The organism is Serratia sp. (in: enterobacteria), assembly GCF_051654945.1.
Lineage (GTDB): Bacteria > Pseudomonadota > Gammaproteobacteria > Enterobacterales > Enterobacteriaceae > Chania.
This window is the reverse complement of the sequence record NZ_JBOFZA010000118.1, coordinates 118,849-139,671: the sequence shown is the minus strand read 5'-3', so window position 1 is coordinate 139,671 and position 20,823 is coordinate 118,849. Positions and strand designations below refer to the sequence as shown.

The following is a 20,823-nucleotide window of genomic DNA, read 5'->3' as shown; positions in this document are numbered from 1 at the left end:
TCAGATAGCGGTTTTGCTCATAGCCAACCTGCATGACGCCGTTGCATGCTCGCGATCACAGTAATCCTTGGCGGCCAGAGGCTTCCCGCTTTTTTAAGTCGGTTTAAAAAGATCTCCTTATTTTTTATGTGACTTTCATCACAACATCATAACTCACCTAAAAGTATAAAACGTTATTCCTGTAAAAATGAAATTGTGGTTCATTATTTTTGTTTGCGAGAAGAAACGATGACAACTAATGGTATTAACGCTCTGGGTAAGGGAAGAACGGTCAGGTTAGGGCATCAGCTGGCTTATGGTGGGGGTAACCTGCTGGGCAGCGGTGCGCTGGCGATCAGCGGTGCCTGGCTGCTCTATTTTTACACCACGTTTTGTGGTTTGACGCTGCTGGAAGCGTCCTTTATCTTCTCGGTAGCGAGTGTCATCGATGCTATCAGTAATCCGGTAATGGGTTATCTGACCGATAACTTTGGCAACACCTGGCTCGGTAAGCGTTTTGGACGGCGGCGCTTCTTCCTGCTGATTGGCGCGCCACTGATGGTCTTTTACCCGCTGCTGTGGGTTGAGGGCTTCGGTTTTTGGTACTACCTCGCCACCTACGTGATTTTCGAGTTGATCTATACCTCGGTGATGGTGCCTTACGAAACGTTGGCTACCGAAATGACCGATGATTTTGCCGTGCGCTCCAAGCTGACTGGCTATAAAGCGATTTTTGGCAAGATGGCCAACTTCCTGGCGGCGTTTATTCCAGGGCAATTTATTCTGCTCTACGGTAAAGAATCGGCACAGCCTTTTCTGTATACCGGTATCACTTATGGCGTGATCCTGTTTATTGCCATCACCGTGTTGTATCTATTCTCCTGGGAGCGCAAGGATGAAGCGGTGGCGGTGGTCAAGCATAAGGCATCGCTGCTTAAGACCCTGGTTTCGTTAGCACGTGATATGCAATCGACCTTCTACCTGCGGGTATTTCGCAAGCATCTGGGCATGTATCTGTTCGGCTTTGGCGCGGAATGGTTATTCGCCTCGGTATTTACCTATTTCGTGATCTTCGTGCTGCAATACGATCCCGCCATTCTGGCTGGCTTGAACAGCCTGAATGCCATTTTGCAGCTGATCTCCACGGCCATCTTTATTGGCCTGTGTGTGAAGAAAGGCTTCAGTAAACCTTACAGCTGGGCGCTTGGTATTGTGATGTTTGCGGTCTGTTGTTACTCCCTGCTGCATTTCTTTAATTTGCCTGCGCATATTGCTACTGCGGCCATCATCGGTATCACCGTGATATTCGGTCTGGGCACCGGTGGGGTGTATTACATTCCCTGGACGGTGTACACCTTCCTGGCTGACGTGGATGAAGTCTTTACCGGTCGCCGCCGTGAAGGGATCTATGCCGGTGCGATGACCTTCTCCGGCAAGATCATGCGCTCGATTATCGTTTTCACCATGGGGGCTATTCTCAGTTACTACGGCTTCCAGTCGAAGTCTCACACTCAGCCCGAAACCGCGATCACCGCGATCTCCTGGGTGTTCTTTGCCGGTGTGATCTTGTTGGCGCTGATGGCGATTGTGTTCAGCAGCCAGATGAAGCTTAACCGCCAGACCCACCAGGTAGTGTTATACGAAGTCGCCCGCATCAAGGCCGGTGGCAAGATCGGCGACATTAAACCCGAAGTCCGTCTGGTGATCGAAAACCTGGTAGGACTGCCTTACGAGCAATGCTGGGGCAACAGCAAGATCTGCCAGAAGATGAATATCACTCCCGAAGTCGCTACCCCTGTGTATAAACCGGCCTGATTGGGCCTGATCTCCCCAAAAAACCAGTGATGGGATCTTCTCGCCAGCGCGGCGGGGGGATCCCTACATATTAAAAACAAGGAAAGGGAAATGAAGATCGTACCTCTGTCGTTATTAGTTGCTCTGGCCAGCGTATGTCATAACGGTGCCGCCGCGCCGCTGCCTGCGGCTAATCAACTGGTGTGGCAGGCCATTGCTTTCGGCCAGTCCACGGATGTCAATTTTGCCACCAACGTGTTGCCGGACAAGGTGGGTACCAATCAGGTGACGATGGCTGATGGCAAACCGATGCCGGTCGGGCCGCTGAAAACACCGTTCCACGTCGAAAGCCGGGGCGGCAAAATCGGCAATAGCCACGATGGCTTGACCTTCTATTACACGCGCATTCCGGCCACTGCCAATGTGGTTCTGGAGGCGGAGGTGACGGTCGATCAGTTTGGCCCCGAAAACACGGCGCTGCCAGCCGGGCAGGAAGGGGCGGGGTTGTTGATCCGCGATATCCTCGGCAAACCAAGACTGGAGAAGGTCCAGCAGGGTTATGAGGAGTTTCCGGCGGCGTCCAACATGGTGATGAATGCCATCATGACGCAGGATAAGAAAGATCATCAGCGGGTCAAAATGACGATGATATCCCGCAACGGCGTGCTCAATTCCTGGGGCAATGCAGGCGTCGAGATCAAACGTGAAGGCTATCAGCCAGAGGTGGATTTGCAGAAAACGCCAAGCTTCCGGCTACGTCTGGCCCGGACGGATCAGGGATTTACCGCAGCCTACGCCCCGCTGGGCAGTGACAACTGGGTCAGTAAAACGGCCAACGATCCGCACCGCGTCACCAAGCTGGATCCTGAAGGTTACTACGTGGGCTTCTTTGCTTCACGTAACGCGCGCATTACCGTCAATCAGGCCAGCCTGACGCTGAGTGAAAGCCAGCTTCCGGCGGCGCAAGAGTTTGTGGTGAAAGCGATGCCGCTGCAGGTCGAAATCGGCTCTGCACCACTATCCGCCACGGACGATTACGTCTTCCAATTACGAAGCAATGAGAGTGGCACTCTGTCGCTGAGCCAGGACGGCGTGGTCATTGCCGCAGAGCGTAAGGTGCAGGCCGGAGAGATGCTGGCGGTGAAGGTTGTGCTGAAGAAGGCGGAAACTGCGCTGGATTACAGTTTCACTGGACCAAAAGGCAGCGCCCAGAGCGATAAGCTGATGGTGCGTAAAGTGCATTATGCCGATGCCGCCAACCTGTATGTTTCACCACAGGGCAAAGCTGAAAATGATGGCAGCCAGCAGCATCCGCTGGATTTTGCCACCGCAGTACAATCGTTAACGCCAGGTGGCACACTTTGGCTGGCTGCGGGGGATTACCCTTTGGCGGTCATCCCTGCTGCGGCCAGTGGCACAGCCATGCATGCCAAAAAACTGCGGCCGGTTGGGGAAGGCGTGGTACTGCGCGGGATGGAGCTGGAAGCCAGCTATTGGGATATTCAGGGCATCACGGTAACGGAAAAAAGCCTGCATATTGCGGGTAGCCATAACCACCTTGACCGAGTGGTAGCACACCATGCGGATGATACCGGGATTGTCATTTCTTCCCCGGCCAAAGCGGATCGCCCTTTGTGGGCCAGCCATAACCTGATCACTCACGCGGAATCGTACGCCAACAAGGATCCTGGTCTGATCAATGCGGATGGCTTTGCTGTCAAAATGCGCGTGGGTGAAGGGAACCGGCTGGTTGCCTGCTTCTCGCATGACAACGTGGATGACGGCTTTGACCTGTTTAACAAGATCGAGGATGGCCCCAACGGGCGGGTGATCATTGAAAACAGCGTCGCGCTGCGCAACGTCAATAATGGTTTCAAACTGGGGGGCGAAGGGCTGCCAGTGGCCCACCAGGTGACCAATAGCCTGGCGATGGAAAACGGTATGGATGGGTTTACCGACAACTTCAATCCTGGCGCACTGCAAGTGACCAACAACACGGCGATTGATAACCAGCGGTTCAACTACATTTTCCGCCCGGGCCCTTATACCACCCAGGATAAGCAGGGCACATTCAGTGGTAACGTTTCGCTACGCAGCAAGCCGGGAGAATATGCCGATGCGGTGGTGGGGAATATCGCCGACAACAATGCCTTTATGCTGTCAGCAGGGAAATAAAACGCCTTAGGGGCGCAGCATGTGAACTGCGTCCCAACATATGTAATGGACCGGCTGCTGTTGCGCCGTTTTTGACCTTGTTAAAACGGCGCATGTCACATAACCAAAAATTACTTTCATTTAAAATAAAACATTGTTTCAATTTTATTGATTGCGTCAGCGATAAGCGTTAGACTTGCGCCATCATGATGACAGGGGCGGGCAACATCGCTCCCCCTGTATGGCAGCAAGCTGCGGACACTGGCGGGATTGCAACGCTATCCCCACTTTTGACAAGGGCCGCTGATGCCCTGAGTACTAAGGACAAGAGCATGATTCTCGATAATTTTTCATTACAGGGTAAAGTGGCGATTGTAACCGGTTGCGATACCGGGTTGGGACAAGGGATGGCGATTGGGCTGGCTCAGGCGGGCTGTGATATCGTTGGTGTTAACGTGGTCGAGCCGGAAGAAACCATTGCCAAAGTGACCGCGCTGGGCCGTCGTTTCCTTAGCCTGAAAGCCGACCTGAGCAAGCTGGAAGTGCTGCCAGAGTTGCTGGAGCGCGCGGTGGCCGAATTCGATCATATCGATATTCTGGTCAATAACGCCGGCATCATTCGCCGCCAGGATGCGCTGCAATTCAGTGAAAAAGATTGGGATGACGTGATGAATCTGAACATCAAGACGGTGTTCTTCATGTCGCAGGCGGTGGCCCGCCAGTTTATTGCCCAAGGCACCGGCGGCAAGATCATCAACATCGCCTCCATGCTGTCTTATCAAGGGGGCATTCGTGTGCCATCTTACACTGCATCCAAGAGTGCCGTGATGGGCGTTACCCGTCTGTTGGCCAACGAATGGGCCAGCCACGGTATCAACGTCAACGCGTTGGCTCCGGGCTATATGGCGACGAACAATACTCGCCAACTGCGTGACGATCAGGCTCGCAGTGAAGAAATCCTTGAGCGTATCCCGGCTGGCCGTTGGGGCCTGCCAGAAGATCTGATGGGGCCGGCGGTATTCCTGGCTTCCCCAGCTTCGGATTATATCAATGGCTACACCATTGCGGTGGATGGCGGTTGGTTGGCTCGCTAACTCGATAAAGAATAACTGATTGATTTTACTTGCGGAGAGCAGAAGATGAATATTGCACTGATGATGGAAAACAGCCAGGCGGGTAAAAATGCGCTGGTTCTCGAACAATTGCAGGCGGTTGCGGCTGGCAATCATGATGCAGTGTTCAACGTGGGGATGAGCGATGAGCAGGATCACCATCTGACCTATATCCATCTGGGGATTATGGCCAGCATTCTGCTGAACGCCGAAGCGGTCGACTTTGTGGTCACCGGTTGCGGTACCGGGCAGGGTGCTTTGATGTCACTGAACATCCATCCTGGCGTGGTATGTGGTTACTGTATTGATCCTGCTGATGCCTTCCTGTTCGCGCAGATCAACAACGGTAATGCGCTGTCTCTGCCGTTTGCCAAAGGCTTCGGCTGGGGCGCAGAGCTGAACGTGCGCTATATCTTTGAGAAGGCCTTTACCGGGCGTAAAGGTGAAGGTTATCCGGTGGAGCGTAAAGAACCTCAGGTTCGTAATGCCGGGATCCTCAATCAGGTTAAGCAGGCGGTGATCAAAGATAACTACCTTGATACGCTGCGTGCTATCGATCCGGAATTGGTGAAGACCGCGGTTAGCGGCCCTCGCTTCCAGGAATGCCTGTTCTCCAACGGCAAAAAGCCGGAGATCGTGGCGTTTGTCAAAGAACTGCTGGCCCGCGCCTAATGTTCTTCAGGTGGCCGAATATCGGCCACCTGGTTATCGATCTCTTGTTGTATCACTCAGCTCAGTTAAAATGGTTGCCTATTCCGCAGCAAAGGAAAGGTTATGAAGCTGATGTTCGCCTCGGACCTGCATGGTTCACTCTCCGCCACTGACAAAATCCTCGAATTGTTTGCCCAAAGCCAGGCCGATTGGCTGATACTGCTGGGCGATTTGCTTAATCACGGCCCGCGTAACGCCTTGCCGGATAACTATCAGCCCGCGCAGGTAGCCGAGCAATTGAATCACTTTAGTCACAAGATCGTTGCCGTTCGCGGTAATTGCGACAGTGAAGTCGATCAGATGCTGCTTGCTTTCCCCATGATGGCGCCTTACCAACAGGTGCTATTGCCGAAAAGACGATTGTTTTTAACCCACGGGCACCTTTATCATCCCAACACTTTACCGCCTTTAACCGGTGGAGACGTGCTGGTCTATGGCCATACGCACCTACCCCAGGCACAAAGGCAGGGAGAGATCTACTGCTTTAATCCTGGCTCGGTCAGTATCCCGAAAGGGGGTTTTCCTGCCAGCTATGGCATACTGTCAGATGATGTCTTGAGCGTGGTTGAATTGCACAACGGCAAGGTTGTTGCAGAGATAGCATTAACGCACTAATTTTATAGACCCGGTAGCTCGGAAATGACAGCCATGGCTGTGGCTTGGCAGAGCAGGGGAACACCATAACAATCATTGAAGCAATCTCATTGATTAACCAGTGCGCGGCATGCATCGCGCCCAAAATAGAAGGTTTTACAGGATGGCGGAACAGGATCAGGCTGCAGATACCGAGTGGGTTGATATCGTCAACGAGCAAAACGAAGTGATTGCTCAGTCCAGTCGTCAACAGATGCGTGCCCAACGGCTGCGCCATCGTGCGACCTATATTGTGGTGCATGACGGCATGGGGAAAATTTTGGTGCAGCGGCGCACCGATAACAAAGATTTTTACCCGGGCTGGATGGATGCCACAGCAGGCGGTGTCGTACAAAGCGGGGAGAACGTATTGGACTCTGCGCGCCGTGAGGCGGAAGAGGAGCTGGGCATTGCCGGGGTACCGTTTGCCGAGCATGGTCTGTTCTACTTTGAAGAAACCGAGTGCCGTATTTGGGGGGCGTTGTTCAGCTGCGTCGCCAATGGCCCATTTGCGCTACAAGAAGAAGAAGTGGCCGAAGTGAGCTGGCTGACGCCGGAGGAGATCACCGCCCGCTGCGACGAGTTCACCCCCGATTCACTGAAGGCATTATCGTTATGGCTAACGCGTAATAATGGCCAGGACTACGGTAAACCGCTGCCGCGTGACAGCAGAGCCGACTCTGGCGAGGAAGACGCCTGATTTACCGTTCGGCCTTGCTGCCCATTGCGTAGTAAGGCCGTCTGCTCCCTTCCCCCTATCAACCGCCTGAAATCACAAATGTAACCATCAATGACGACAGTCATACTTTTCCTCCTGCCCCAAATCGGCTGAGTTACCTACCTACAATTGACTAACCGATCTCATCAAAATTCCTATCCTTGGCGTTACAAATTGGTCAAGAGCAAATGTTCATATTTATCAGTGTCTTATATCTTTGTGTTGGCTTAGTTTTGATAATTTCTATTTTTAAACAAAAAAATCAAAACAACGTTTCTACTTTGGTCACACTTTTGCCATCCGCTGAATGACGTTGAGGAAATTTCAGATATAATAATTTGAAATAGTGTTTCAGTTTGTTGATTGGTAGATGCCGGGGCATCAGGGAGACCGAAGAATGGACTTAGCCTTCTGTAACACGCAACCCGACAGCATAGTGACAATGCGAGCATTAGCCGCTGAGCGCTGGCTGAAATTGGCCAGCGATCGTCTGAAAAATTTTATTGCTTTATCACTACGGGGGGATGCTGAATCTGGGCGGACTGCCTGGCTTTTCATTTCTATTGTTTAATCTGACTTAAATTTTACTTAACTAATTTCATTTCTTTTTCTATTTAAATGGCTATGGGTAACAACCATGAATGAAAACAGAATGCTGGGGTTAGCCTATATATCACCCTATATAATCGGGTTGATCATATTTACGGCGTTCCCCTTTGTATCATCATTCTTGCTGAGCTTTACGGAATATGATCTGATGAACCCCCCGGTGTTTAACGGGGTAGAAAACTATCGCTATATGCTGATGGAAGACCATCTTTTTTGGAAATCGATGGGCGTCACCTTTGCCTATGTGTTTCTGACCATCCCGTTAAAATTGGCGTTTGCCTTGGGTATCGCTTTTGTCCTTAATTTTAAACTACGCGGTATCGGTTTTTTCCGCACGGCCTATTACGTTCCTTCTATTCTCGGTAGCAGCGTGGCGATTGCCGTGCTGTGGCGTGCGCTGTTTGCCATCGACGGGCTGCTGAACAGCTTTATCGGCGTCTTTGGCATGGATCCGATCAACTGGCTGGGCGAGCCTTCACTGGCATTAATGTCCGTCACGCTACTGCGCGTATGGCAGTTCGGTTCCGCGATGGTGATTTTCCTGGCGGCGCTGCAAAACGTGCCTCAGTCACAATATGAAGCGGCCATGATTGATGGTGCCTCCAAGTGGCAGATGTTTATGAAGGTCACGGTCCCGCTGATCACGCCGGTGATTTTCTTTAACTTTATTATGCAAACCACGCAGGCGTTCCAGGAGTTTACGGCCCCGTATGTTATTACCGGAGGTGGGCCAACCCATTACACCTACCTGTTCTCACTGTATATCTACGATACCGCCTTTAAATATTTTGATATGGGTTACGGTGCCGCATTGGCGTGGATCCTGTTCCTGGTTGTGGCCCTGTTCGCCTCAATCGCCTTTAAATCATCGAAGTATTGGGTCTTCTACTCGGCAGACAAGGGTGGCAAAAATGGCTGACATGCAACAGAACCAATTACCCATGTCCAATGCGCAGGAAATGGCTGAGCTTGAGGTTCAGCGTACTTTGCGCAGGGAAAAAATCAGCGCGGCCATTCGTTACGTCGTACTGCTGCTGGTGGGATTGTTGATGCTTTATCCGCTGGTGTGGATGTTCTCGGCATCGTTCAAACCGAATCAGGAAATTTTCACCACTTTGGGCCTGTGGCCAGACAATGCGACCTCGGACGGTTTCGTCAACGGTTGGAAAACCGGCACGGAATACAACTTTGGCCATTACATGCTTAATACCTTCAAGTTTGTGATCCCCAAGGTGTTATTAACCATTATCTCTTCGACCATCGTGGCCTACGGTTTTGCCCGCTTTGAGATCCCGTGGAAGAAATTCTGGTTTGCCACGCTGATCACCACCATGTTGCTGCCAAGCACGGTGTTACTGATCCCGCAATACATCATGTTCCGTGAAATGGGCATGTTAGACAGCTATTTACCGCTGTATCTGCCACTGGCATTTGCGACGCAGGGGTTCTTCGTCTTTATGTTGATCCAGTTCCTGCGCGGCGTTCCCCGGGATATGGAAGAGGCGGCCCAGATCGATGGCTGCAACTCGTTCCAGGTGCTGTGGTATGTGGTGGTGCCGATCCTGAAACCGGCGATTATCTCCGTCGCGCTGTTCCAGTTTATGTGGTCGATGAATGACTTTATTGGCCCGTTGATCTACGTCTACAGCGTCGATAAGTATCCGATTGCGCTGGCGTTGAAAATGTCTATCGACGTGACAGAAGGTGCGCCGTGGAATGAAATCCTGGCCATGGCAAGCATCTCTATTCTGCCGTCCATCATCGTGTTCTTCCTGGCCCAACGCTACTTTGTGCAGGGCGTTACCAGCAGCGGAATTAAAGGTTAATTGAGGATTTATCATGGCTGAAGTCATTTTTAATAATCTGCAGAAAGTGTACAGCAACGGTTATAAGGCGGTGCATGGTATCAATCTGACCATTGCCGACGGCGAGTTTATGGTGATTGTCGGCCCTTCCGGCTGTGCCAAATCGACCACGCTGCGGATGCTGGCTGGGTTGGAAACCATTAGCGGTGGCGAAGTACGCATTGGCGATCGCGTGGTGAATAACCTGGCTCCTAAATCCCGTGGCATTGCCATGGTGTTCCAGAACTATGCGCTGTATCCGCATATGACGGTCAAAGATAACCTGGCCTTTGGTTTGAAGCTGAGCAAGCTGCCTAAAGAGCAGATTGAAGAGCAGGTCAACGAAGCCGCCAAGATCCTCGAGCTGGAAGAGCTACTGGATCGTCTGCCACGCCAACTCTCTGGTGGACAGGCGCAGCGTGTGGCCGTTGGCCGCGCGATTGTGAAAAAGCCGGACGTGTTCCTGTTCGATGAGCCGTTGTCCAATCTGGACGCCAAGCTGCGTGCGTCGATGCGTATCCGTATCTCCGATTTGCATAAGCAACTGAAAAAGAGTGGCAAACCGGCAACCACTGTATATGTCACCCACGATCAGACCGAAGCCATGACCATGGGCGACCGTATCTGCGTGATGAAGCTGGGCCATATCATGCAGGTGGATACGCCAGACAACCTGTACCACTTCCCGAAAAACATGTTCGTGGCCGGTTTTATCGGTGCGCCAGAAATGAACATCAAGCCGAGCAAGCTGGTGGAGCAAGACGGCAAAATCGGTCTGACCGTCGGTAATTACACCCTGACCCTCAATCAACACCAGCAGGACAAGGTGGCCAGCTTTGTCGGGCAGGACGTGTTCTTCGGCGTGCGGCCAGAGTTTGTGTCGATTTCAGAATCGCCGTTTGAAGGCAACCACTCACAAGGGGAATTGGTGCGCGTTGAGAATATGGGCCATGAGTTCTTTGTCTACCTGAAGGTGAATGACTTTGAGCTGACCTGCCGCATTCCTTCCGATGACGTCAAGCCGATCCTGAAAAATGGCCTGCATCGTCCGGTTTATTTCAGGTTCGACATGAATAAATGCCACATTTTTGATGCGAAAACGGAAAAGAACATTTCTCTTTAACAGGGGTTGTAAACCATGAAAAAAATAGTCTTACGTACTCTGGTAGCCTCATCTATGGCGATATTTGCTCATCAGGCCTTTGCCGCTGAGCAGGTTGATTTACGTATGTCCTGGTGGGGAGGCAATGGCCGCCACCAGGTCACGTTGAAGGCGATTGAGGAGTTCCAGAAGCAGAACCCGGATATCAAGGTCAAATCCGAATATACCGGTTGGGACGGCCATCTTTCACGCCTGACTACCCAGATTGCCGGCGGCACCGAGCCGGACGTGATGCAGACCAACTGGAACTGGCTGCCAATCTTTTCCAAAACCGGCACCGGGTTTTACGATCTGAACAAGGTCAGCGAGTATCTGGATCTGAGCCAGTTTGACCCGAAAGAGCTGCAAACGACCACCATCGACGGCAAGCTGAACGGCATCCCGATTTCGGTAACCGCGCGCGTTTTCTATTATAACGACGTCACCTGGAAAGACGCCGGTGTGCAATATCCGAATAACTGGGATGAATTGCTCGCGGCGGGTAAAACCTTTAAGGAAAAGCTGGGGGATAAATATTATCCCGTGGTGTTGGAGCATCAGGATACCTTCGCGCTGTTACGTTCCTATATGATCCAAAAGCATAACGTCGACATTATCAATGAAGGCCAGAAAAAGTTTGCTTACACCGAAGCGCAATGGGTCGATTTCTTCCAGATGTATAAAGACATGGTCGACAGCCACGTGATGCCGTCATCGAAATATTATGCCTCATTCGGCAAAAGCAATATGTATGAGATGAAACCGTGGATTGCGGGTGAGTGGGGCGGAACCTATATGTGGAACTCCACCATCAACAAATACTCCGACAACCTGAAGGCACCGGCCAAGCTGGAGCTGGGGCCATACCCGATGTTGCCAGGGGCTACGGACGCCGGGTTATTCTTCAAGCCGTCGCAAATGTTCTCGATTGGCAAGAGCAGCAAGCATCCAAAAGAGGCTGCAATGTTGATTAACTTCCTGCTAAACAGCAAGGAAGGGGTTGAGGCGCTGAAGCTGGAGCGTGGCGTACCGTTAAGCAAGGCGGCCGTCAGCCAACTGCGCGAAAGCGGTGCCATCCAGGATAGCGATCCGGCCGTTTCCGGGTTGAAGCTGGCGCTGTCATTGCCGCATGCCATCAGCACTTCACCGTATTTTGACGACCCGCAGATTGTGGTGTTGTTCCAGGATGCCATTCAGAATATTGATTACGGTAAAAAAACGGTGCAGGAAGTGGCTGCCGACTTCCAGCGCCAGGGTGACCGTATTCTGAAACGTGCAATGAGATAATATCTATCCCCATCTACTCAGGTGGGGATATAACCAAATAATAGCAACACCATATTTAGCTTGTTATTAATAGCAGGGTTCTTCGGGCTTAAAATTATAGCAAAGAAAATATCAGCATTCTCAGAATGAGCGGGATTATTTCGCCTGATTTTGAGTGGTAAGTACTTTAAATAAACCTATAACCTCCCTCGATAACAGGGGAGCTATCTTCTTATAATTAAATGATAAGGGTAGTAATAATGAAATTTAAATTATTGACTCTGGTGTTAGCCTCTGTAGCAAACTTTAGTGCAATGGCCATGTCCCTTGATTTGCGCCATGAATGGCAAGATACCGGCAAAGGCGACCATAAAGATCGCATGCTGGTTTCCCATCGCTTCGATAATGGCCTGGGATTCTCTCTGGAGGCGAAATGGCGCCAGGATTCTTCAGATTCCACGCCTGATAAACCTTACCATGAGCAGGTCAGTAACGGGACAGAAGCCGTGGTCAGCTATCAGCATAAATTTGATGCATTCACCTTGCAACCAGGGTTCTCGCTAGAGTCCAGCAGTAATAATAACGGTTATCGTCCTTACCTGCGTGCGCAGTATAACCTGACCAAAGAACTGTATGTGGCTGGCAGATATCGCTATGAATATAAGCGTACCACTTCAAAAGGTTCAGAGGGGGATGAGAAAACCAACCGTGGTGATTTCTGGTTAGGTTATAACTTCTATAAGGACTGGTCTGCCGAATATAACTACGTTTATAAGAGCAGCAACAAGGTTATTTTTGACGACGGTAAAACCGATTACGAACATAACGTCAAGCTGGCCTATAAATGGGATAAAAATTGGAAGCCTTATATCGAAGTGGGCAACGTGAAGCAGGATAGCAAAAATGATAACCGCCAGACGCGCTACCGTGTCGGGATAAACTATAGCTGGTAAGTCATGTGAGATACCGGGGATGCCGTCTTGTCAGCGGATCCCCGTTATCCAACGTTAACAACTGCTACGACGGCACAGCGTGGACGGAATCGAACCTTCGGGCTGCCAGGGTTGATCGTTCAGCCGGGCCAACAATGCTTTACCTGCCTGGATACCAATCTCTTTATGTGGCACGGTCATGGTCGTCAGCGGTGGCTGGCACACCTGGCTGACCTCGCTGTTACCAAATCCCACGATGGCCAACTGATCCGGCACCTTGATCCGCCGCCGCTGGCATTCATATAGCGCACCACAGGCCAACTCATCGGACGCACACACCAAGGCATCCATCTCCGGCCAGGCCAGCAAAAACTCCGGCAACTGCTGGGCACCAAGGCTGAAACTGGCGGGCTGTGCGGCATTAATCACCCGATGGGGAGACATGTGGTTTTGTAATAGCGCTTTGTGCCAACCTTGCAGATGCTGCTGGAAAATCCACTGCTCCTGATTGGCACACAGCAGGCCGACGTTTTGATACCCGCTGCTAATGACCGTTTGCGTAAGCTGATACATTGCGGCGACGTAATCGATGCCGATGTTGATATCGATCGGATCGGTGCGGATTGCTCCGATCTCCACCACCGGAATATTGGCCGTGGTCAATGCCTGCCGGGTATTCTCTGAATGCTCCACGCTCAACAATACGGCCGCAGCCAGGTTGTAAGAGAGCAGGGTTTCCAGCAACGTTTCTTCACGCTCAATATGATGCTGTGACTCGGCCAGCATGATCTGGTAGCCCGCCGGTTGTAATACCCGCTGTAGCCCGGCAAACATATCTGCACAGCCGGACTCGGAAAAACTCGGCACCACCATGGCGATGGTATAAGAAGACGCCGAGGCTAACGAACTGGCCGCCAGGTTGGGCAGATAACCCAACTCACTGACCGCCGCCTCAATTTTTTCTCTCAGCTTATCTGAAACCTGTTCCGGCGTGCGGAGCGCCCGCGAGACGGTCATGGTGCCCACACCTGCCAATTGGGCTACGTCGGCCAGGGTGACCCGGCCGGTACTGCGTCGTTTTCTACCGATCGACATTGCTGATCCTGACTGAAATGCGCGCATCACGCATAAATGAGCTAATGGGTTCGACATTCCTGCTTTCGCGCCCATTCTACCCCGTTCCTTTGGCGAGAGTTCAAAAAACTGAGTCGTGTGATTTCAGGCTCTGTCTTTTTGATAGCGCTATCACAGATCTGAATGATAGGCTTTTGGTAGCGCTATCTTTGAGATGTTGGTCACGGTTTACCCTCGTCCTGTTGATTAAAGTTTTATCGTCGCCGGCCTATCCCATGACGGCTACGTGCCATCAAACGATCCTTGGTCATCAGATTTCGTAGCGTCTTGGCTCGGGAATTCTGCTGGCTGAAGGGAGAAATTCATAAGGAGGAGATGTGCTCAACGACTGGCTGAACGCCGACCACATTCAACTGTGTGATCACGTTGCCGACTGGCAGGAGGCGGTAACGCTGAGTGCGCAACCGCTGTTGCAACGCGAGGCGATCACGGACGCCTACCTGACCGCCATATTTCGCCAGCATCAGGCGCTGGGGCCCTATTTTGTGTTGGCGCCCGGTATCGCCATGCCACATGCCAGACCGGAAGAGGGCGCTAAAGCGCTGGGGCTTTCACTGTTGAAGCTCAACCAGGGTGTGCAGTTTCATTCAGAAGATAACGACCCGGTCTTCGTCGTGGTAATGCTTTCCGCGCCAGATGGCAGCAGCCACATTGAATTGATTTCGCAGTTGGCCGAGTTATTTGCGGATAGCGAAGCCATGGCGAAACTTTTCCAGGCACAAACCAAACGGCAAATTGAGGACATTATCGCCAACTATTAATCCCTAACCGTTATACCCACGCGTTTATATACTCAGCATCCGCTTTATTTCGGGTGACGTTACTCTACACACAATAATCAGCAGGTAATAACAATGAAAATCATGGCTATTTGTGGATCCGGATTGGGTAGCAGCTTTATGGTGGAAATGAACATCAAGAAAGTGCTAAAGAAAATGAATATTGAGGCGGAAGTTGAACACTCCGATCTCTCCTCCGCCACGCCAGGCGCGGCAGATATCTTCGTGATGGCGAAAGATATTGCCGATAGCGCCAGCGTACCTGCCGAACAGTTGGTGGTGATCAGCAATATTATCGATATTAACGAACTTGAAGCCAAGCTGCGTGCTTACTTCGAAGCTCACTCAATTATTTAACCTGACCGATTGGCGAGGTGGATATGTTTATCCAGGAAACGCTCAAGTTTGTGGTTGATATATTAAAAGTTCCGGCTGTATTGGTTGGGGTGATTGCCTTGATTGGTCTGTTGGCACAAAAGAAATCTTTTTCTGACGTGGTCAAAGGCACGGTTAAAACCATTCTGGGCTTTATTGTACTGGGCGGCGGGGCGACGGTATTGGTCGGTTCGCTGAATCCATTGGGTGGCATGTTTGAACATGCGTTCAATATTCAGGGGATTATTCCCAATAACGAAGCCATTGTCTCTATCGCGTTAGAGAAGTACGGAGCCTCCACCGCGCTGATCATGGCGTTTGGCATGGTGGCCAACATCGTCGTCGCCCGCTTTACCCGTCTGAAATACATCTTCCTGACCGGGCATCACACGTTCTACATGGCCTGCATGATCGGTATCATCCTTACCGTGGCCGGTTTTGAGGGGATACAGCTGGTATTCACCGGTGCGCTGACGTTGGGATTGGTGATGGCATTTTTCCCGGCGATCGCCCAGCGCTATATGCGCCGTATCACCGGCAACGACGACATTGCCTTTGGTCATTTTGGCACCTTGGGTTATGTCCTTTCCGGCTGGCTCGGCACCAAGGTAGGCAAAAACTCACGTTCCACCGAGGAGATGAACTTACCGAAAAACCTCAGCTTCCTGCGTGACAGCTCGATCTCCATCTCGATGACCATGATCGTCATCTACCTGATCCTGGCCATCTGTGCGGGCCAGGACTACGTCGAAAGCCAATTGAGCGGCGGCCAGAACTACCTGGTGTACTCGATTATTCAGGCGATCACTTTTGCCGCAGGGGTATTCATCATTCTGCAAGGGGTGCGGCTGATCCTGGCCGAGATCGTCCCGGCGTTTACCGGCTTCTCGGAAAAACTGGTGCCAAATGCCCGCCCGGCGCTGGATTGCCCGGTGGTTTATCCCTATGCCCCCAATGCGGTATTGATTGGTTTCTTGTTCAGTTTCCTGGGGGGCCTGGTCGGCCTGTTCCTGCTCGGCCAAATGAAAATGGTACTGATCCTGCCGGGGGTGGTGCCGCACTTCTTCACCGGGGCCACCGCCGGGGTGTTCGGCAATGCGACCGGCGGGAGGCGCGGAGCCATGCTGGGGGCGTTTGCCAACGGTCTGTTGATTACCTTCCTGCCGGTGCTGTTGCTACCGGTGCTGGGAGCGCTGGGTTTTGCCAACACCACCTTCTCCGACGCGGACTTTGGCGTGGTGGGTATCGTGTTGGGCAATATGGCGCGCTTCCTGACTAAAGAAATGATCATGGTGGCGATCGTGGCTATTTTTGGCCTGCTGGTCGCGCATAACTATCTGGGGAAACGCAAAGATGCTCCAGCCCGAAATAAGGAGGAAAGCTCATGAGCAATAGCGTGACCGATTTGACTCAATTGGCCGCCGCGATCCGTTTGCAAACGCTGAAGGCGCTGACCGGGTTGGGATTTGGCCATTACGGCGGCTGTATGTCGGTGGTTGAAACGCTAGCGGTGCTATACGGCGAGGTGATGCGTATCGACCCGGGTGACCCGGATTGGCCTGAGCGCGATTATTTTGTGCTGTCGAAAGGCCATGCTGGCCCGGCGTTGTATAGCGTGTTGGCGCTTAAGGGTTACTTCCCATTAGAACAGCTGCAAACGCTCAACCAGAATGGCACCCGGTTGCCAAGCCACCCGGATCGTTTGTTGACCCGTGGGGTGGATGCTACCACCGGATCGCTTGGGCAGGGTGTTTCTATCGCTGCCGGTATGGCACTTTCACACCAACTGGCCAAGCGCAGCAACCGGGTGTTCTGCATTCTGGGGGATGGTGAGCTGAACGAAGGCCAATGTTGGGAAGCCTTCCAGTTTATCGCCCACCACAACCTGCATAATCTGACGCTGTTTATTGATTACAACAAACAGCAACTGGATGGGACGCTGGATGAGGTGATCAAACCCTTCGATCTGGCTGGTAAATTCCGCGCCTTTGGTTTTGAGGTGCAAACTGTACGCGGGGATGACATCGCGGCGATCCGTGATGCCGTGGTGCCGGAACGTAATGGTGAGCAGCGGCCGTTGGTGGTGATCCTCGATAGCATCAAGGGGCAGGGCGTGGCGTATCTGGAGCATCTGAAAAACTCACACCATCTGCGCTTAACGCCGGATGTACGCAGCGAAATCGAAAAGGCCATTGCCGAGCTGGAGGCCGCCTATGTTTAACGTAGCAATGCCATTGGAAAAAGATGCCGTCGAAATGCGTAAGGTCTACGCCAGCGCGATCCGCCAACAGGCCGAAGCCGGTACGCCGGTGATTGCACTGGAAGCCGATCTGATGAGTTCGATGGCGATGGATGGCGTTCATCAGGATCACCCCGAGCGGGTTATCAACTGCGGTATCATGGAGGCCAACGTGATTGGCGTAGCTGCTGGTTTGTCACTGACCGGTCGAGTGCCTTTTGTCCACACTTTCACCGCGTTTGCCAGCCGCCGCTGTTTTGATCAGCTATTTATGTCGTTGGACTATCAGCGCAACAACGTCAAGGTGATCGCTTCCGATGCCGGGGTCAGTGCCTGCCATAACGGGGGGACGCATATGTCGTTTGAGGACATGGGGATTGTGCGCGGTCTGGCACACTCAGTGGTGCTGGAAGTGACCGACGCCACCATGTTCCAGGCCATTTTGCAGCAACTTGTGGGGCTGCAAGGTTTCTACTGGGTGAGAACCATCCGTAAGCAGGCAACACGCATTTATCCAGCAGGCTATGGTTTTACCATCGGCAAGGCCAATCTACTGCGTGACGGGTGTGATATCACGCTGATTGCCAATGGCATTATGGTCGCCGAAGCGTTGCAGGCGGCGCATACTTTGGCGCAGCGGGGTATCAGCGCGGCGGTGATTGATATGTTTACGCTCAAGCCTATCGATCGTGAAATCATCAAAACCTTTGCGGCGAAAACCGGCAGGATCGTTACCTGCGAGAACCACAGCATTCATAATGGGCTTGGCTCTGCAGTGGCGGAAGTACTGGTGGAAGAGTGCCCGGTGCCGATGCGGCGGGTGGGAGTAAAAGAGCGCTATGGGCAAGTGGGTACCCAGGAGTTCTTACAGCAAGAGTACGGCCTGACCGCAGGGCATATTGTAGCGGCAGCGGATGAACTGTTGGCGCTTGGCTAGCCCCTCACCCCAACCCTCTCCCTGTACACTCCCACAGGGGAGGGAGCTGATAGCCCTTGCCCGTTGGAAGAAAGAAGACCATCTCAGTAAACTCGAATGCCTCCTTCATCCTGATTGCGTCACCGAATTTTCAGCCCCACTCGATCGGCCCCTCCCTTCGGGAAGGTTAGGGTGAGGAGGCGTCAAAAATAAAACGGCCCGGTGATGATCACCAGGCCGTTTTGAGTATTACCGGGGGCTACAGAAGCCTATAGCATCAGGCTTTGGCTGCCTGTGCATCAGCCTGAGCTGACTGGATCGCCGTCAGGGCTACGGTATAGACGATATCGTCAACCAGAGCACCACGGGACAGGTCGTTCACCGGCTTGCGCATGCCTTGCAGCATTGGCCCGATGGAAACCAGGTCAGCAGAGCGCTGTACCGCTTTATAAGTGGTGTTACCGGTGTTCAGGTCCGGGAAGATGAACACGGTAGCCTGACCGGCCACTGGCGAATTAGGCGCTTTGGATTTGGCGACGTCGGCCATAATCGCTGCATCATATTGCAGTGGGCCATCGATGATCAGATCCGGGCGTTTTTCCTGTGCCAGACGGGTTGCTTCACGCACTTTCTCAACGTCGCTACCCGCGCCGGAATCACCGGTAGAGTAGGAGATCATGGCAACGCGTGGCTCGATACCGAATGCGGCAGCGGAATCGGCAGACTGAATGGCGATTTCTGACAGCTGCTCGGCGGTTGGATCCGGGTTGATCGCGCAGTCACCGTAGACCAGAACCTGGTCAGGCAGCAGCATGAAGAACACGGAAGAAACCAGAGAGCTGCCCGGTGCGGTTTTGATCAACTGCAACGGTGGGCGGATGGTGTTAGCGGTCGTGTGAACGGCACCGGAAACCAGGCCGTCGACTTCGCCTTTCTCCAGCATCAGGGTGCCGAGAACCACGTTGTCTTCCAACTGCTCACGTGCAACCACTTCGGTCATGCCCTTGCTCTTACGCAGCTCAACCAGACGCGGCACGTAGAGTTCACGCACGGCAACCGGATCGACGATCTCGATGCCTTTGCCCAGTTCAACGCCCTGCGCAGCGGCAACGCGTTTGATCTCTTCCGGGTTACCCAACAGCACACAGTCCGCGATGCCACGTTCGGCACAGATGGCCGCCGCTTTCACGGTACGTGGCTCGTCGCCTTCCGGCAGCACGATGCGTTTGCCCGCTTTGCGTGCCAGTTCGGTCAGTTCATAACGGAATGCCGGCGGGGAGAGGCGGCGTGAACGCTCAGAAGTGGCGGTCAGGGACTCGATCCAATCGGCATTGATGTGGCTGGCTACGTAGTTCTGGACTTTCTCAATACGCTGGTGGTCGTCTGAAGGTACTTCAAGGTTGAAGCTTTGCAGGCTCAACGAGGTCTGCCAGGTGTTGGTATCAACCATGAATACCGGCAGGCCGGTTTCAAAGGCACGCTCACACAGCTTGTTGATGGAGGCATCGATCTCGTAGCCGCCAGTCAGCAGGATGGCACCAATCTCTACGCCGTTCATCGCGGCCAGGCAGGCTGAAACCAGCACGTCTGGACGGTCGGCGGAAGTTACCAGCAGTGAGCCTGGGCGGAAGTGTTCCAGCATGTGCGGAATGCTGCGCGCACAGAAGGTCACGGATTTCACCCGGCGGGTCATGATGTCGCCTTCGTTGATCACTCGCGCCTTCAGGTGGCGGGCCATATCAATGGCACGGGTAGCGATCAGATCGAAGCTCCACGGTACGCAACCCAATACCGGCAGCGGGCTGTTGGCGAACAGCTGTGCAGGATCGACGTTGGCGACGCTGGCCTTGGTGGAATCGTCAAAGATTTCGGACAGGTCTGGGCGAGTACGGCCCTGATCGTCCACCGGTGCGTTCAGCTTGTTGATGATCACGCCGGTAATGTTTTTGTTCTTGCTGCCGCCGAAGCTGGAGCGAGCCAGTTCGATACGCTCGGTCAACTGGGCTGGAGAATCGTTACCCAGTGCCAGCACAAAGACGATCTCTGCGTTCAGCGTTTTGGCGATCTCGTAGTTCAGCGAGTTGGCGAACTGATGCTTACGGGTAGGCACCAGGCCTTCGATCAGCACCACTTCCGCATCTTTGGTGTTTTCGTGGTAACGCGCCACGATCTCTTCCATCAGCACGTCTTGCTGGTTGGAACTCAACAGGCTCTCAACGTAGCTCATACGCAGAGGTTCGGCCGCCGGAATGGTCGAGTTGCTGCGAATGATGGTGGTGGTCTGGTCGAGGGTATCGCCGCCGGTACGTGGCTGGGCAATAGGTTTGAACACGCTCAGGCGAACGCCTTTTTGCTCCATGGAGCGGATGACACCCAGGCTGACGCTGGTCAGACCGACGCTGGTGCCTGTGGGGATCAACATAATTGTACGTGACACAGAATAGTCCTCTTCACGGTTTTCTGCCTGCAACGGGGGCGCAGACAAAG

Annotated in this window: 18 protein-coding genes; 16 read left to right on the top strand and 2 right to left on the bottom strand. The window is 52.8% G+C overall.

Annotated features, from left to right (window positions below):
* The first annotated feature begins 228 nt into the window (after positions 1–228).
* The 11 genes from ACRDCA_RS25970 (at position 229) to ACRDCA_RS25920 (ending at position 12,914) form a co-directional block, all read left to right on the top strand.
* Complete coding sequence (locus tag ACRDCA_RS25970; RefSeq protein WP_438692086.1) at positions 229–1,794, top strand: MFS transporter; 1,566 nt, start codon at positions 229–231, stop codon at positions 1,792–1,794.
* Between the two features lie 90 nt (positions 1,795–1,884).
* Positions 1,885–3,948, top strand: coding sequence for a right-handed parallel beta-helix repeat-containing protein (locus ACRDCA_RS25965; RefSeq protein WP_438692085.1), 2,064 nt, complete (start codon positions 1,885–1,887; stop codon positions 3,946–3,948).
* Between the two features lie 311 nt (positions 3,949–4,259).
* Entirely contained in the window at positions 4,260–5,021 is a 762-nt protein-coding gene (kduD, locus tag ACRDCA_RS25960) for a 2-dehydro-3-deoxy-D-gluconate 5-dehydrogenase KduD (RefSeq protein WP_438692084.1), read from the top strand.
* A 45-nt stretch (positions 5,022–5,066) separates the two neighbouring features.
* Positions 5,067–5,711, top strand: coding sequence for an RpiB/LacA/LacB family sugar-phosphate isomerase (locus tag ACRDCA_RS25955; RefSeq protein WP_021178550.1), 645 nt, complete (start codon positions 5,067–5,069; stop codon positions 5,709–5,711).
* 102 nt (positions 5,712–5,813) lie between these two features.
* Complete coding sequence (gene yfcE, locus ACRDCA_RS25950; protein WP_438692083.1) at positions 5,814–6,365, top strand: phosphodiesterase; 552 nt, start codon at positions 5,814–5,816, stop codon at positions 6,363–6,365.
* A 142-nt stretch (positions 6,366–6,507) separates the two neighbouring features.
* Positions 6,508–7,083: an NUDIX hydrolase YfcD gene (yfcD, locus tag ACRDCA_RS25945; RefSeq protein WP_438692082.1), complete on the top strand. Its 576-nt coding sequence runs from the start codon at positions 6,508–6,510 to the stop codon at positions 7,081–7,083.
* A 655-nt stretch (positions 7,084–7,738) separates the two neighbouring features.
* The gene (locus tag ACRDCA_RS25940; protein WP_024485193.1) at positions 7,739–8,629 is read left to right on the top strand and encodes a carbohydrate ABC transporter permease; all 891 of its coding nucleotides are present in this window, start codon (positions 7,739–7,741) and stop codon (positions 8,627–8,629) included.
* Entirely contained in the window at positions 8,622–9,536 is a 915-nt protein-coding gene (locus ACRDCA_RS25935) for a carbohydrate ABC transporter permease (RefSeq protein WP_438692081.1), read from the top strand. The genes ACRDCA_RS25940 and ACRDCA_RS25935 overlap by 8 nt, the downstream gene beginning before the upstream one ends.
* 13 nt (positions 9,537–9,549) lie before the next feature.
* The gene (locus ACRDCA_RS25930) at positions 9,550–10,677 is read left to right on the top strand and encodes an ABC transporter ATP-binding protein (RefSeq protein ID WP_438692080.1); all 1,128 of its coding nucleotides are present in this window, start codon (positions 9,550–9,552) and stop codon (positions 10,675–10,677) included.
* Between the two features lie 15 nt (positions 10,678–10,692).
* Entirely contained in the window at positions 10,693–11,982 is a 1,290-nt protein-coding gene (locus tag ACRDCA_RS25925; RefSeq protein ID WP_438692079.1) for an ABC transporter substrate-binding protein, read from the top strand.
* A gap of 239 nt (positions 11,983–12,221) precedes the next feature.
* Positions 12,222–12,914: an oligogalacturonate-specific porin KdgM family protein gene (locus ACRDCA_RS25920; protein WP_438692078.1), complete on the top strand. Its 693-nt coding sequence runs from the start codon at positions 12,222–12,224 to the stop codon at positions 12,912–12,914.
* Positions 12,915–12,968: 54 nt separating this feature from the next.
* Here ACRDCA_RS25920 and ACRDCA_RS25915 read toward each other — a convergent pair whose 3' ends face one another.
* Complete coding sequence (locus ACRDCA_RS25915) at positions 12,969–13,988, bottom strand: LacI family DNA-binding transcriptional regulator (RefSeq protein ID WP_438692077.1); 1,020 nt, start codon at positions 13,986–13,988, stop codon at positions 12,969–12,971.
* A gap of 356 nt (positions 13,989–14,344) precedes the next feature.
* On the opposite strand from ACRDCA_RS25915, the gene ACRDCA_RS25910 reads away from it, so the two are divergent.
* The 5 genes from ACRDCA_RS25910 to ACRDCA_RS25890 all read left to right on the top strand — a co-directional run bounded on the left by ACRDCA_RS25910 (position 14,345) and on the right by ACRDCA_RS25890 (position 18,357).
* Positions 14,345–14,788: a PTS sugar transporter subunit IIA gene (locus ACRDCA_RS25910; protein ID WP_438692076.1), complete on the top strand. Its 444-nt coding sequence runs from the start codon at positions 14,345–14,347 to the stop codon at positions 14,786–14,788.
* Between the two features lie 93 nt (positions 14,789–14,881).
* A complete protein-coding gene (locus tag ACRDCA_RS25905) occupies positions 14,882–15,163 on the top strand; it encodes a PTS sugar transporter subunit IIB (protein WP_438692075.1) in 282 nt (93 codons plus the stop codon).
* Positions 15,164–15,186: 23 nt separating this feature from the next.
* Positions 15,187–16,569 carry a PTS ascorbate transporter subunit IIC gene (locus ACRDCA_RS25900; RefSeq protein ID WP_438692074.1) on the top strand — a complete coding sequence of 461 codons (1,383 nt, stop codon included), beginning with the start codon at positions 15,187–15,189 and terminating at the stop codon, positions 16,567–16,569.
* Positions 16,566–17,402, top strand: a complete 837-nt coding sequence (locus ACRDCA_RS25895) for a transketolase (RefSeq protein WP_438692073.1) — start codon at positions 16,566–16,568, stop codon at positions 17,400–17,402. Before ACRDCA_RS25900 ends, ACRDCA_RS25895 begins: the two co-directional genes overlap by 4 nt.
* Positions 17,395–18,357 carry a transketolase family protein gene (locus ACRDCA_RS25890; protein ID WP_438692072.1) on the top strand — a complete coding sequence of 321 codons (963 nt, stop codon included), beginning with the start codon at positions 17,395–17,397 and terminating at the stop codon, positions 18,355–18,357. Before ACRDCA_RS25895 ends, ACRDCA_RS25890 begins: the two co-directional genes overlap by 8 nt.
* 256 nt (positions 18,358–18,613) lie before the next feature.
* Here ACRDCA_RS25890 and pta read toward each other — a convergent pair whose 3' ends face one another.
* Complete coding sequence (gene pta, locus ACRDCA_RS25885; protein WP_438692071.1) at positions 18,614–20,773, bottom strand: phosphate acetyltransferase; 2,160 nt, start codon at positions 20,771–20,773, stop codon at positions 18,614–18,616.
* Between the last annotated feature and the right edge of the window lie 50 nt (positions 20,774–20,823).

What these genes read in the sequence shown, in the direction of transcription:
- ACRDCA_RS25970 (WP_438692086.1), top strand. Translation starts at nt 229, where the DNA reads ATGACAACTAATGGTATTAACGCTCTGGGTAAGGGAAGAACGGTCAGG.
- ACRDCA_RS25965 (WP_438692085.1), top strand. Translation starts at nt 1,885, where the DNA reads ATGAAGATCGTACCTCTGTCGTTATTAGTTGCTCTGGCCAGCGTATGT.
- kduD (WP_438692084.1), top strand. Translation starts at nt 4,260, where the DNA reads ATGATTCTCGATAATTTTTCATTACAGGGTAAAGTGGCGATTGTAACC.
- ACRDCA_RS25955 (WP_021178550.1), top strand. Translation starts at nt 5,067, where the DNA reads ATGAATATTGCACTGATGATGGAAAACAGCCAGGCGGGTAAAAATGCG.
- yfcE (WP_438692083.1), top strand. Translation starts at nt 5,814, where the DNA reads ATGAAGCTGATGTTCGCCTCGGACCTGCATGGTTCACTCTCCGCCACT.
- yfcD (WP_438692082.1), top strand. Translation starts at nt 6,508, where the DNA reads ATGGCGGAACAGGATCAGGCTGCAGATACCGAGTGGGTTGATATCGTC.
- ACRDCA_RS25940 (WP_024485193.1), top strand. Translation starts at nt 7,739, where the DNA reads ATGAATGAAAACAGAATGCTGGGGTTAGCCTATATATCACCCTATATA.
- ACRDCA_RS25935 (WP_438692081.1), top strand. Translation starts at nt 8,622, where the DNA reads ATGGCTGACATGCAACAGAACCAATTACCCATGTCCAATGCGCAGGAA.
- ACRDCA_RS25930 (WP_438692080.1), top strand. Translation starts at nt 9,550, where the DNA reads ATGGCTGAAGTCATTTTTAATAATCTGCAGAAAGTGTACAGCAACGGT.
- ACRDCA_RS25925 (WP_438692079.1), top strand. Translation starts at nt 10,693, where the DNA reads ATGAAAAAAATAGTCTTACGTACTCTGGTAGCCTCATCTATGGCGATA.
- ACRDCA_RS25920 (WP_438692078.1), top strand. Translation starts at nt 12,222, where the DNA reads ATGAAATTTAAATTATTGACTCTGGTGTTAGCCTCTGTAGCAAACTTT.
- ACRDCA_RS25915 (WP_438692077.1), bottom strand. Translation starts at nt 13,988, where the DNA reads ATGTCGATCGGTAGAAAACGACGCAGTACCGGCCGGGTCACCCTGGCC.
- ACRDCA_RS25905 (WP_438692075.1), top strand. Translation starts at nt 14,882, where the DNA reads ATGAAAATCATGGCTATTTGTGGATCCGGATTGGGTAGCAGCTTTATG.
- ACRDCA_RS25900 (WP_438692074.1), top strand. Translation starts at nt 15,187, where the DNA reads ATGTTTATCCAGGAAACGCTCAAGTTTGTGGTTGATATATTAAAAGTT.
- ACRDCA_RS25895 (WP_438692073.1), top strand. Translation starts at nt 16,566, where the DNA reads ATGAGCAATAGCGTGACCGATTTGACTCAATTGGCCGCCGCGATCCGT.
- ACRDCA_RS25890 (WP_438692072.1), top strand. Translation starts at nt 17,395, where the DNA reads ATGTTTAACGTAGCAATGCCATTGGAAAAAGATGCCGTCGAAATGCGT.